General features: G+C 64.4%; 12 protein-coding genes. 8 read left to right on the top strand and 4 right to left on the bottom strand.

Annotated elements, in window-relative coordinates:
• Nucleotides 1-28 precede the first annotated feature (28 nt).
• The 3 genes from J0H39_06080 to J0H39_06090 are packed head-to-tail and all read right to left on the bottom strand — an operon-like array spanning nt 29 to nt 2,515.
• A complete protein-coding gene (locus J0H39_06080; protein MBN9496302.1) occupies nt 29-988 on the bottom strand; it encodes an NrtA/SsuA/CpmA family ABC transporter substrate-binding protein in 960 nt (319 codons plus the stop codon).
• Nucleotides 985-1,740 (bottom strand): ABC transporter ATP-binding protein, encoded by a 756-nt coding sequence (locus J0H39_06085; protein MBN9496303.1) that lies wholly within the window; start codon nt 1,738-1,740, stop codon nt 985-987. Before J0H39_06085 ends, J0H39_06080 begins: the two co-directional genes overlap by 4 nt.
• A complete protein-coding gene (locus J0H39_06090) occupies nt 1,733-2,515 on the bottom strand; it encodes an ABC transporter permease (GenBank protein MBN9496304.1) in 783 nt (260 codons plus the stop codon). Before J0H39_06090 ends, J0H39_06085 begins: the two co-directional genes overlap by 8 nt.
• Before the next feature lie 209 nt (nt 2,516-2,724).
• Between J0H39_06090 and J0H39_06095 the strand changes: the two genes are divergently transcribed.
• Both J0H39_06095 and J0H39_06100 read left to right on the top strand, forming a co-directional pair.
• Nucleotides 2,725-3,336: a hypothetical protein gene (locus J0H39_06095; protein ID MBN9496305.1), complete on the top strand. Its 612-nt coding sequence runs from the start codon at nt 2,725-2,727 to the stop codon at nt 3,334-3,336.
• A complete protein-coding gene (locus J0H39_06100) occupies nt 3,336-3,935 on the top strand; it encodes a hypothetical protein (GenBank protein ID MBN9496306.1) in 600 nt (199 codons plus the stop codon). The genes J0H39_06095 and J0H39_06100 overlap by 1 nt, the downstream gene beginning before the upstream one ends.
• Here J0H39_06100 and J0H39_06105 read toward each other — a convergent pair.
• Nucleotides 3,932-4,804, bottom strand: a complete 873-nt coding sequence (locus J0H39_06105) for an aldose 1-epimerase family protein (protein ID MBN9496307.1) — start codon at nt 4,802-4,804, stop codon at nt 3,932-3,934. The two genes, J0H39_06100 and J0H39_06105, sit on opposite strands and share 4 nt — an antisense overlap.
• Before the next feature lie 135 nt (nt 4,805-4,939).
• Between J0H39_06105 and J0H39_06110 the strand changes: the two genes are divergently transcribed.
• From J0H39_06110 to J0H39_06135, 6 genes are all read left to right on the top strand, one after another.
• Nucleotides 4,940-5,869, top strand: a complete 930-nt coding sequence (locus J0H39_06110; protein ID MBN9496308.1) for an aldose 1-epimerase — start codon at nt 4,940-4,942, stop codon at nt 5,867-5,869.
• A gap of 68 nt (nt 5,870-5,937) precedes the next feature.
• Nucleotides 5,938-7,887: an ABC transporter substrate-binding protein gene (locus J0H39_06115; protein MBN9496309.1), complete on the top strand. Its 1,950-nt coding sequence runs from the start codon at nt 5,938-5,940 to the stop codon at nt 7,885-7,887.
• Nucleotides 7,888-7,958: 71 nt separating this feature from the next.
• The gene (locus J0H39_06120) at nt 7,959-8,945 is read left to right on the top strand and encodes an ABC transporter permease (protein ID MBN9496310.1); all 987 of its coding nucleotides are present in this window, start codon (nt 7,959-7,961) and stop codon (nt 8,943-8,945) included.
• A 3-nt stretch (nt 8,946-8,948) separates the two neighbouring features.
• Entirely contained in the window at nt 8,949-10,076 is a 1,128-nt protein-coding gene (locus J0H39_06125; protein MBN9496311.1) for an ABC transporter permease, read from the top strand.
• Nucleotides 10,073-11,758, top strand: coding sequence for an ABC transporter ATP-binding protein (locus tag J0H39_06130; GenBank protein ID MBN9496312.1), 1,686 nt, complete (start codon nt 10,073-10,075; stop codon nt 11,756-11,758). The genes J0H39_06125 and J0H39_06130 overlap by 4 nt, the downstream gene beginning before the upstream one ends.
• A gap of 12 nt (nt 11,759-11,770) precedes the next feature.
• Entirely contained in the window at nt 11,771-13,000 is a 1,230-nt protein-coding gene (locus tag J0H39_06135; GenBank protein MBN9496313.1) for a mandelate racemase/muconate lactonizing enzyme family protein, read from the top strand.
• The last annotated feature ends 3 nt before the right edge of the window (nt 13,001-13,003 follow it).

The following is a 13,003-nucleotide window of genomic DNA, read 5'->3' on the forward strand; positions in this document are numbered from 1 at the left end:
TGTCCCGGCGGGGGCTGACGCATTTGATCTATTCCAGCGTGCGAGCTGCCGGCGAAATCAGATCCTTGGCGATATCGATCTTGGTCTTGAGCATCCCGGCTTCGACCATGAAATCCTGGTCGGCGCCGAGATTGGCGATATCGCGGTCGGTGACGCGCAGCGCGAAATCGTAATAGGTCATCATCTTGCGCGCGTCCTCCAGATCGATCTTCTGATCGGCGGCGGCGATCTTCAGCGCTTCCTCCGGATTCGCCTTCATGAAGGCGAGCGCCTTGCGATGTGCCGAAAGATAGGCCGTGACGATCTGCGGATTCTTCTCGATCAGATCGCCGCGCACGCCGATGACCGACGTGGGATCAAGCAAGCCGTCGCCCGACGCGAGCAGCTTGCCGTTCGCCTTCTCGACCGCCAACGCGTTGTTGCCCGCGAGCGTGGCAGCGTCGACCTTGCCCGCCAGCAACGCGGCGCGTGCCGAGGGCAGGTCCATATTGACGTGATCGATATCGGTCAGGCGCAGGCCGTTTTTGGCGAGGGCGGCCGCGAGCAATTGATGCAGCACCGTGCCCTTGGGGCCGGCGACGGTCTTGCCCTTCAGCGATTTGATGTCGGCCGGACCGTTCGGCATGGCGAGGATCATGTAGGCCTTGGCGCCCCGGCTATAGGTCGCGACGACTTTGACGTCGATGCCGTTGGCCTTGCCCAAAATCGCCGACGAACCGCCGAGGACCGAGGCGATATGGATCTCGCCCGCCGCCAGCGCCTGCATTTGCTGGGCGCCCGAGGTGATCTCCGGCGATTCGACCTTAATGCCCATCGGCGCGTAGGCTTCGTCGAGATAGCCCTTCGCGCGCATCACGATCGACGGCACGTTGAACGGCGAGGCGACATAGGTGACGCGCAGCGTTTCGATCTTCTGTGCCATCGCTTGCGGCATGGCCGCCAGCATGGCCGCCGCCGCGATCGCGGCGAAACGGATGGAAATCCTCATATCGTTGACTCCTTGGGTGTCCGGGTTTTTCGAGCCTCGCCGGCTTCGAAACCGGCAATGATGGCGCGCCGCAAACGCACGATTTCTGGATCGGTCGGATCGCGCGGGCGCAAGATGGGATTGGCGAAGCGTTCCGCGATGACGCCGTTTTCCATCAGGCATATGTCGTCGCCGAGCAGCACCGCTTCCTCGATATCGTGCGTGACGAACACGATGGTCGGGCGGAAGCGCTGCCACAGCGCCACGAGTTCGCTTTGCAGGCGGCGGCGCGTCATCGCGTCGAGGGCGGCGAAAGGCTCGTCGAGCAACAGCAACTCGGGTTTGGTGACGAGCGCGCGCGCGAGACCCGCGCGGCTCGCCATGCCGCCCGAAAGCTGATCGGGGCGGGCATTCGCGAAATCGTGCAGTCCGATCACGTCGAGAATATCGGCGACGCGCGTGGCGATCTCGGGTTTCGCCGTGCGGCCTTCCAGCGCGAAGCCGACATTGCGCGCGACGGAGAGCCACGGCATCAAACGCGGCTCCTGGAACACATAGCCGACGCGCGCGGCGCCGGTGCCGCGCGTGAGCGTGCCGCGCGTCGGCGTTTCGAGGCCCGCGAGCAAACGCAAGGCCGTCGTCTTGCCGCAGCCCGACGGGCCGACCAGCACAGTGAAGCTGCCCGGCGGCAAGGCGAGGTCGAAATCGCGCAATGCCGCGACGTCGCGATCCTTCAGCCGATAGGTTTTGGCAACGCCGCGGCACTCAAGCATGGGTTTCGGCCCCATGCTCGACCCGGACCCACGGCCACGCGGCGGCGATGGCGCGGCGGAACAGAAAATCGGTGGCGAGACCCAGCGTGCCGATCACGATCACGCCGACGACCACGATGTCGGTGCGCGCGAGATTCTGCGCGTCCTCGATCATGTAGCCGAGCCCGGCGGACGAGGCGACCAACTCGGCGCCGACCAGCGCGCGCCAGCCTTGGCCCAGCGCGATGCGCAAGCCGATGACGACAGAGGGCAAGGCGGACGGCAGCACGATGCGGCGCAGGATCGCGCCCGGCGACAAGCCGCTGACGCGGCCGACCTCGATCAGTTTCGGGTCGCATTGCGCGATGCCGCCGGTGGTGCCCAAGAAGATCGGGAAGAAACACGCCAGCGTGATGATGCCGATCTTCTGCGCTTCGCCGATGCCCAGCCACAAGATCAGCAGCGGGATCATCGCGAGCGGCGGGATCTGACGCAGGAATTCGAGCGGCGGCTCGACGATCCGGCGCAGCAATGCGACGCGCGCGAAGGCGAAGGCGACGATCAGCGCCAGCGCGGTCGACAGCGCGAAGCCCCAGGCAAGGCGCACGACGCTGACCCGCACATGTTTGGCGAGCGCGCCTTCGGCGACGAGTTCGAACATCGCGTCGGCGACCAAAGCGGGCGAGGGCAACAAGGCGCGCGAGACGCCCGTCAACGCCACGCCCGCCGCCCAAATCGCGACGATCAGGATCGCGACCAGCGGCCAGATCGGACCTGCGGCGATTAGACGCTTCATCGCGTGGACGGCCGGAAGGGTAATGTCACGGACACGATATTTATTTCGATCCATCAATGGGTTGTCGCTATTGATCGGCAGTTGGCGCCGCCACGCGAAAGCGTCTAACACGCCAACCTATGTATTGCAAATGACTCTCAATATCACTAGGTGTCAAGCCGTCGCGGCGATCGGCCGCGAACCGAGCAAAGTCCCGAATGTGGTGCCGCATGAACGCTCCGCTTCCGCTTCTCGTCCTGTCGCATCACGGTGGCGTGCCGGCCCCCTTCGCGCGGTTCGTGCGCGAAGGCCGTCTCGCCGCCGAATGGGAATGGGACATCACAGCCGCCCGCATCGCCGCCGCGCGCGGCGTGATGCTCACGCTGCATCTCGACCAGATCCGCGCGATGGAATGGCGCGACGGTTTCGACGCGATGCTGGCACGTGGCGGGCGCGTGCTGCTCAACGGCCATGCCGAGCGGCCGTTTCTGCCGGGCGTCGGGCATTTCGTATTGGGCGGCAAACAACGCCAGCATTTGACCTTGTCGGTGCTGGGCGATCATCCGCTCTTCGACGGCGTCGATCGGTTGACGTTCGAAACGCGGCGCGGCGTCGCCGGTTTCTACGGACGCGGCCACAACGCGATGCCGGCGGGGGCGCAAGCGTTGACCGGCGTGGGGCCCGACAAGGTGCCGCTCGATTGGGTGTGGCGGCGCGATGGCGGCGGCGCCGTGCTCTCCCACGCGGGCAACGATCTGTGGACGGGCAGCGAGGATATGACGCTGATCGACCGCTTGCTCGACAACGCGGTGCGCTGGCTCGCGCACGAAACGGAAATCTGATCATGCTCGCCACGCTGCAACCCGGTGCTTCCTACCAGATCGAAGCGCTCGAAGGGCCGCGCTACGGCGCGTTCTTCAAGCGCCGCATCCGGCCGGAAGCATTAAATGCCGACGCGCTGGATGGCGTGCGCGTGTTGTTCGTCCCGTGCCGCACGCATCCCCAACGCCTCGCCAAACATTGGCCGCTTTTCGCCGAATATCTGCGCAACGGCGGCACGCTGGTGGCGATGGGCGAGACGTTCCAGAACGAATGGATCCCCGGTGTTTCGTTCCATCCGGAGGAAACGAATTTCTGGTGGTGGCTCGAGCCCGGTGCCGATCTCGGCGTCGCGCGCACCGGCGTCGCGCATCCGGCCCTTGCCGGCATCGGCAAGGCGGATGTCACGTGGCATCTGCATGGCTGGTACGATCCGCCCCAGGGTGCCGAAACGCTGATCGTCGATCGCGACGGCAAGGCGCTGATGTACGAGGATCGCGTCAGTTTCGGCGGCAGCTTGATCGTGACCAGCCTCGATCCCAGCTATCACCACGGCTCGCATTTCATGCCGGCGACGACGTGCTTCCTCGACAAATTCCTGCCGAATCTCGCCGCACTTTAGGAAAGCCCGATATCCAGGCGATAGGTCGCGATCGCGCGCGGAGCGAGAATGCGCGTGCCCGGCCGCGTTGCCATGTCGCCATCGGCACCGTCTTGTTCGGCTAAGCCCTGCCACGGCTCGATGCACAGATAGGGTGCGCCCGGCTTGGTCCAGATGCCGAGCTGCGGGGAGTCGGGAAACGCCACGTCGATTCCCGTTTGGCCTTCGATGCCGAACCAGACGCGGCGCGAATTCAACGTTTCGAAATGGAAGGCGCCTTCGACGAACATGTCGTCTTGCGGCTTCAGGCGGCGTCCGGCGACGGGCGTGTCGAAGCGTTGCTGGTGCAGCAAGCCGGTGATCTGGCTGGCGCGGCGCACCGGCGCGGTCTCTTCTTTCTCGAACAGGCAGACATATTGGCCGCGCGTCGCGGGATCGAGCGGCCAGATAAAGGCGGGGTGATAGCCGAACGCGAAGGGGAAGGGCTTGGCGTCGCGGTTTTCGATCGATGCGGTGGTGTGGAGCTTGCCGGCGCGCGCGGCGAATTCCAGGCGCAGCGCGAAGGCGAAGGGGAAGCTCGCGCGCGTCGCCGCATCGTCGGTCGTTTCGAACACGACGCGCTCGGCATCTCGCGCGATGACGGCGAACGCGCGATCGCGCGCGAAACCGTGCGGATTCATCGGATAGGACCGGCCGTCGATTCGAACCTTGCCGTCCGGGGATTTACCCACGACCGGGAATAGAAGGGGCGCCGTGCTCGCCCACCAGCGCGCGTCGGGCGACCAAACCAAGTCACGCCCGTTGATGGCCAAAGCGGCCAGCTCCGCGCCCGTCGGGGCGATGCGGGCGACGACGCCTCCGCCGGATATTTCGATGGAATTTTCGATCATTAACGCGACTCCTGGGGTCCGGCTTGCAGTGTCGCACAGGGTGTTACGATTCTTCCGCCGGGGAACGTCGATCTGCGCGTTGACAGGCGCAATCGGGCACCGTAAAGAAGACGCCAACTGAAATATCAAATCTCAATGGGGAGGCGCCGCTTGTCGGCAAACTTGGCGGAACATGCGGTAAATACGTCGGGCGAGGCCCATTTGGCCGCCGGCGATTTGCGCGTGACCGTCGCCCCCGCAGCCGGCGGGCGGATCGCGAAATTCTGGCGCGAAACCCCGAAAGGGCAAGTTCATATTTTGCAGCCGATGGGGCCGGCCGCGTTCGACCCGTTCAACTGGCCCAAGGCCGGCTGCTATCCGCTGGTGCCGTTTTCCAACCGCGTTCGCGACGGGCGCTTCGTGTTCGACGGTCGCGAACGCCGCCTGCCGCCGCATCCCGGCACGTCGGATGCGTTGCACGGCTTCACGCAGCGCCGGGCTTGGACGGTCGCGGCGAAAACGGCGTCGTCGCTGACGATGACCCATATCCACACGCCCGACGAATGGGATTGGGCGTTCACGACGTCGCAACTGCTCGACCTGACCGGCGACGCGCTGACCGTCACGCTGACGGTCAAGAATCTGTCCGACGCGCCGATGCCGGTGGGTTTCGGCCTGCATCCGTATTTCGCGATCGCCTTGGGCGATCGCATCGCGTTCGACGCCGCCTGGAACTGGGCGATCGACGACGGCTTCATCGCGACCAAGCGCGACGCCAAGATCACGCATTACGACGCGCCGCAGAATACTGTCGGCCGCACGGATTATCTGTCGGGCTGGTCGCGCAAGGCGACGATCGCGCGCCAAGACGGCACGACGATCCGCATGAGCGCCAGCGACGCGCTCGATCATTTCGTTTTCCACGTGCCGGAGGGCGGGGCCTATCTGTGCCTCGAACCCGTCAGCCACGTGGCGGATGCGTTCAATCTCGCCCCCGCGGGACATGCGGGGACGGGATTGCAAGTGCTGGCACCGGGTGCGTCGGTCGAAGCGTCGGTGCGGATGGAGATCGAGACGCAGAACTAACGAAACGGCCCCGGCGCGACCGGCCGGGTTTCAAACACCACATCGGGAAAACACCGAGGGAGGAAAACATGAGCGAAGTTTCGAAGAATGGCGGAATTGGCCGCCGTTCGATTCTGAAAGGGGCGGCGGGTGCCGCCGCTCTTTCGTCGGTGCCGGGCGTCGTCTTCGCCCAGGGTGCGCCGAAGGAAGCGCCGGATCTCGCCAAGCTCGTCGCCGAAGGCAAGCTGCCGCCGCTGGCGCAGCGTCTGCCGTCGGCGCCGCTGGTCGTGAAGCCGCTCGAAAAGACCGGCGTCTACGGCGGTTCGTTGCGCCGCGGTTTGCGTGGGTCCGCCGACCATAACGGCATTCTGCGCATGGTGGGCAACCAGGGTCTGGTGCGCTGGAACCTCGGCTTCACGGAAGTGGAACCGGGCGTCGCCCAGCGCTGGGACGTCAACGCCAACGCGACCGAGTTCACCTTCCATCTGCGCCCCGGCATGAAGTGGTCGGACGGCAAGCCCTTCACCGCGGACGACATTGTTTTCGCGATCGAGGATTGCTGCAAGAATTCCGAACTCTATCGTTCGGTGCCGTCGGTGCTGGTGATCAACGGCAAGCCCGCGACGGTGACGAAGGTTTCCGACACGGTCGTGAAGTTCACCTTCGAATCGCCCTACGCGATGTTCCTGGAAAATCTGGCGACCCCGCTCGGTCAGCAGCCCACGCTGTTCCCCAAGCACTATTGCAGCCAGTTCATGCCGAAATACAATCCGAACGTCGCCGACCTCGCCAAGGCGGCCAACATGTCGGATTGGCCTTCGCTGTTCCGCGCGCGCTGCGGCGATATCGAAATCCCGTCGCGCTGGGGCAACGTCGACAAGCCCACGATCGATCCGTGGGTGGTCCGCGAGGCCTATACGGGCGGCGCCACGCGCGTCGTGATGGAACGCAACCCGTATTTCTGGCAGGTCGACACCAACGGCGCGCAATTGCCGTATATCGACCGTCTGACGTTCTCGATCTCGCAGGACGTGGAATCCCTGATGCTCGACGCGGTCTCCGGCCGTCTCGACATCCAGGATCGCCACATCGACTCGTTGCAGAACAAGCCCACGCTCTCGCAGAACATGCAGCGCGGCGGCTATCGTCTGCTCGAGCTGATCGCCTCGGGCGCGCAGCAATGCCAGATCTACTTCAACATCACGCATAAAGACCCCGCGATGCGGGCGATGTTCTCGAACAAGGAATTCCGTCAGGCCTTGTCGCTGGGCATCGACCGCAAGGAGATCATCGATCTCGTCTATCTCGGCCAGTCGGAGCCGTATCAAACGGGTCCGCGTCCGGGCCATCCGTGGTATCACGAGAAGCTCGCGCGTCAGTTCACCGAGCACAACGCCAAGCAGGCGAACGATATCCTCGACAGGCTCGGCTACAACCGCAAGGACGCGCAAGGCTTCCGTCTGCGTCCCGACGGGCAGAAGGTGTTCTTCGCCATCGACGTGATCCCCACGCTCTATCCGGATCTCGTCGACACGCTGGAACTCGTGCGCCGTCACTGGGTCGCGATCGGCGTCGACATGAAGGTCAACACGATCGAACGCGCGCTCTACTACACGCGCGGCGACAACAACGACCACGACGCGGCCGTGTGGCCGGGCCCCGGCGGGCTCGATCCGATCCTCGATCCGCGCGACTACCTCGCCCAGCATCCGCAAGGCTCGCGTTACGCGATCCCCTGGACGCTGTGGTACGTGTCCAACGGCAAGGACGGGCAGGAGCCGCCCGAAAGCCAGAAGCGCCGCATGAAGCTGTTCGACGATGCGCGCGCCACGGCCGACCTCGCCAAGCGTGGTGCCATGGTGAAGGAGATCATGGACCTCTGCGCCGACGCGTTCGAGACGGTGGGCGTGTGCCTGGCCGTCAACAATTTCGGCGTGGTCCGCAACAACCTGCAGAACGTGCCGAAGGCGTATCCGAACTCGTGGTCCTGGCCCAACCCCGGACCGGCGATGCCGCAGCAGTTCTTCTTCCAGTCGTAAGACGATCGGGGCCGGCGCCGTTCGCGGCGCCGGCCCTTTTCTTTTCCTTTCTCGCGCTCACCGGAAAACCGATGCTCCGCTTCCTCGTCACCCGGTTTCTGTGGATGGTGCCGTCGCTGTTCGTGATCAGCTTCCTGGCTTTCGTGCTGATCCAACTGCCGCCCGGCGACTACGTCACCACCTATATCGCGACACTCGCCGCCTCCAACGAGGTCGTCGACCAGAACCAAGCGGCCGATCTGCGCCAGCGCTTCGGTCTCGATCAGCCGATGATCGTCCAGTACTGGAAATGGATCACGGGCATTCTGTTGCGCGGCGATTTCGGCTTGAGTTTCGAATGGCAGCAGCCGGTGTCGGAACTGATTTGGGAGCGCATGGCGCTCACCCTCGTTCTGACCTTCTCGACGCTGCTCGCCACCTGGGCCATCGCGTTGCCGGTCGGCGTCTACTCGGCCGTGCGCAAATATTCGATCGGCGACTACGTCGCGACCTTCTTCTCCTTCCTCGGGCTCGCCATTCCTTCGTTCCTGCTCGCCCTCGTGCTGATGTATCTGGCGGCGGTCGAATGGGGCCAGGAAGTCGGCGGGCTGTTCTCGGAGAAGTACCAGACCGCGCCGTGGAGCTGGGGCAAGGTTCTCGATCTTCTGACCCATCTGTGGATCCCGGTCATCATCCTGGCCGTGTCGGGCACGGCGAGCCTTATCCGCGTGATGCGCGCGAATATGCTCGACGAGTTGAACCGCGCCTACGTGACCACGGCGCGCGCCAAGGGGCTCTCCGAATTCAGATTGCTGATCAAGTATCCGGTGCGTTTGGCGCTCAACCCCTTCATCTCGACCATCGCGTGGCTGCTGCCCAACCTCGTTTCGGGCTCGATCATCGTCGCGATCGTCCTGAGCCTGCCGACCGCGGGTCCGCTGCTGCTGCAGTCGCTGATGGCGCAGGACATGTATCTCGCCGGCGCCTTCATCCTGCTGATTTGCGGTTTGACGCTGATCGGCTCGCTGATCAGCGACATCCTGCTCGCCATCGTCGATCCGCGCATCCGCCTGGAGTAGAACATGACGGACGTCACCTTCGCCGCGGTCGATAAAAGCCGCCTCGCCGTCGCCTCGCAATGGCAGTTGATGTGGTGGGCGTTCAAGCGCCACCGCCTCGCCATGGTGGGCTTGTGGGTGGTCGGGTTTTTCTACCTGATCGCCTTGATCCCCGGTTTCTTCTCGTCGAACGATCCGTCGGCGCAGAACGCGCGCGCGGCCTATCATCCGCCGCAACGCCTGCACATCATCGACGAAGCGGCCGACGGATCGTGGAAATTCAACCTCCATATCCGTCCCTACGTGCTGCGCCGCGATCCCACGACGCTCGCCGCGATCTATGTCGAAGATCCCAACCGCAAGGTCGATCTGCAGTTCTTCACCCAAGGCTACGAATGGTCGTTTTTCGGCCTGTTCAAGTCGAATCTGCATCTGATCGGTACGGGCGACGCGCGTCAGCCGCTGTTCCTGCTCGGCGCCGATCGTCTTGGCCGCTGCGTGTGGAGCCGCATCATGCAAGGCACGCAGATCTCGCTGTCGGTCGGCTTGGTCGGCGTGTTCCTGTCGCTGCTGCTCGGCGTCGTGCTCGGCGGCATCTCGGGCTATTTCGGCGGCAAGATCGATTTCTCGATCCAGCGCGTGATCGAATTCGTGCTGTCGCTGCCGACGATCCCGATCTGGCTCGCGATGGCGGCCGCGTTGCCGCAGGATTGGCCGGCGACGCTCAACTACTTCATGATCACGCTGATCCTGTCGCTGACCGGCTGGGCGCAGTTGGCGCGCGTCGTGCGCGGCCGGTTCCTGAGTCTGCGCACCGAGGAATTCGTGACGGCGGCGCGCCTCGACGGGGCGTCGGAAGGGCGCATCATCTTCCGGCATATGCTGCCGAGCTTCATGAGCCACATCATCGCGTCGATCACGCTGGCGATCCCGGCGATGATCTTGGCCGAAACGTCGCTTTCCTTCCTTGGTCTCGGCCTACAGCCGCCGACCATCTCCTGGGGCGTGCTGTTGCGCGAAGCCCAGAACATCCGCTCGATCGCGACCGCACCGTGGCTCTTCGCCCCCGGCGTCGCCGTGGTCGTCGCGGTCATCGCCCTCAACTTCCTGGGAGACGGGTTGCGCGACGCCGCCGATCCGTACAACAAATGACCGGCAGCAACGTCGTTCTCGAGGTCAAGGATCTCGTCACCCATTTCCCGACGCGTACGGGCGTGGTGAAGGCCGTCGACGGCGTCTCGTTCAAGATCGAACGCGGCAAAACCCTGTGCGTCGTCGGCGAGTCCGGCTCGGGCAAGAGCGTCACCGCGCGCTCGATCCTGCAAATCGTCGACACGCCGGGCCGCATCGTCTCGGGCTCGATGATGCTACATCGTCCCGACGGCGGCAGTGTGGATCTCGCCAAGCTGAACCCGCGCGGGCCCGAGATCCGCGCGGTGCGCGGCGCCGAGATCGCGATGATCTTCCAGGAGCCGATGTCCTCGCTGTCGCCCGTGCACACGGTCGGCGACCAGATCATGGAAGTGCTGCGCCTGCATCTGAAGATGTCGAAGGCCGACGCGCGCGCCCGCACGATCGAATTGCTGAAGCAGGTGGAAATCCCGAACCCCGACCGCGCGATCGATCGCTACACGTTCGAATTTTCGGGCGGCATGCGCCAGCGCGTGATGATCGCGATGTCGCTCGCCTGCAATCCGTCGCTGCTGATCGCGGACGAGCCGACGACCGCACTCGACGTGACGACGCAGGCCGAAATTCTCGATCTCATCAAGCGCCTTCAGGAACGCCACGGCATGGCCGTGATGTTCATCACCCACGATATGGGCGTGGTGGCGGAAATCGCGGACGACGTGCTGGTCATGTATCACGGCAAGGTGATGGAGGAAGGTCCGGTGGACCGCATCTTCCACGCGCCGCAAGACGCCTATACGAAGATGTTGATCGGCTCGGTGCTGAAGCTCGAGCGCAAGGCCGATATCCGCCTGAAGCGCGCGCCCATCGACGAAAAGGCGCCGCCGGTGGTCGAGATCAAGAATCTCGTCATGCATTTCGGCTCGGGCAACAATTTGGTGAAGGCGGTCGACGACGTGTCGTTGATCGTACGCCCGGGCGAGACGCTGGGCATCGTCGGCGAGTCCGGTTCGGGCAAGACGACGATGGGCCGTTGCCTGATGCGCGTCTATCAGCCGACCGGCGGGCAGATGAGCTATCGCCGCGCCGACGGTTCGGTCGTCGATCTGGTCGCCGCCGACAAGCAGAAGCTGCGCGAATGCCGGCGCGAAATCCGCATGATCTTCCAGGATCCGGTTGGCTCGCTCAATCCGCGCATGACGGTGGCGCAGATCATCGGCGAACCGCTGCTGGTCAACGAGATCGCGAAGGGGCAGGAGCTCGACGACCGCGTCGCCGATCTCATGCGCCAAGTCGGGCTGGAGCCCGCCTGGCGCGAACGTTATCCGCACGCGTTCTCCGGCGGTCAGCGCCAGCGCATCGGCATCGCGCGCGCGATCGCGCTCAATCCGCGTTTGATCGTGGCGGACGAAGCGACCTCGGCACTCGACGTGTCGCTGCGCTCGCAAATGCTCGATCTGATGATGAATCTGCAGGACAAGCTGGGCTTGAGCTACGTCTTCATCAGCCACGATATCGGCGTCATCCGCTACATGTGCGACCGCATCGCGGTCATGTATCGCGGCAAGGTCGTCGAAACCGGCGAGACCGAACAGGTCTGCGACGCCCCCAACCACGCCTACACCAAGGCGCTGCTCTCGGCGATCCCGCGGCCCGATCCGCGCGCGCGCCGGATGGGCCAGCGCCATCGCTATGTCGCGTAACGGAGCACGAACGTGAAGATCACCGACGTTAAAACGTTTCTGATGAATGCCGGCCGCCCCGGCGCCAAGTTCTGGGCGTCCGACGGGTCGTTCGGGCCCGAGGGCGATTATTCGAACAATCTGCGGGGTGCCCGCCACTGGCTGTTCGTCAAGATCTACACCGACGAAGGCATCACCGGCATCGGCGAATGCTCGGGCTGGCCGAAAGTCATCGACACGGCCATCCACGATTTGAAGTCGCTGCTGATCGGTGAGGATCCGACGCATATCGAGCGGCTCAATCAGAAAATGATGATCGCCATGATGGGCCACGGCCTGCTCGGCACGGTCGGCGGCGGCGCCATGACCGGGATCGACATGGCGTTGTGGGACATCAAGGGCAAGGCGCTGAACGTGCCGGTGTGGAACCTACTGGGCGGCAAGGTCCGCGACCGCATCCGCATCTACGCCCATGCCAACGCGCCCGAAGTGGCGTTGAGCTGCAAGAAGCGCGGCATCACCGCGATCAAATGCGGCGGCGTGTCGAATCCCGTGCAGAAGATCGCGGCGCTGCGCGAAGCGATCGGCGCCGAGATGGATCTGATGATCGACATGCACGGGCCGCCCTGGATGACGCCGGCGGACGCCGCGCGCCTCGCGCGCGCGTTGGAGCCCTATAATTTGATGTGGATCGAAGATCCGATCGCGCCGGAAAATCTCGACGGCTATAAGCGCATCCGCGACGCGGCCCATGTGCCGCTGGCGGCGGGCGAACGCATGGCGACAATTTTCGGCCTGCGCGATCTGATCGAGCGGGATCTGATCGACGTCGCCCAGCCCGATACGGGCCGCGCGGGCGGCATCACCCAAATGAAGAAGATCGCCGCGATGGCGGAAGCCCATCACATCATGATGGCGCCGCATTCGGGCTCGCTGGGCCCCGTGGCGGAATATGCGGCGTTGCACGTGCTGGCGTCCATCCCCAACGCGCTGATCCTGGAGCGGATCGAGGACGATTGGGAAGGTCGCGCCAAGACCGTGATCCCGCATCCGCAGCAAAAGGACGGGTACCTCACCGTGCCTGACACGCCGGGTCTGGGTGTCGATATCGACGAAGCGTTTGTCGCGAAGTTCCCGGCGGCGAACAACGTGGCGGTGCCGATCGGCGAAGATTCGAACAGCTACGCCGAAGGCACCTATCGCGAACATGTCTATGTGCAGACGCGCTTCAAGCGCGGCCAATATTTCAAGGCGGGCGAGTAACGA

This window comes from Alphaproteobacteria bacterium, assembly GCA_017308135.1.
Taxonomy (GTDB): Bacteria; Pseudomonadota; Alphaproteobacteria; order CACIAM-22H2; family CACIAM-22H2; genus Tagaea.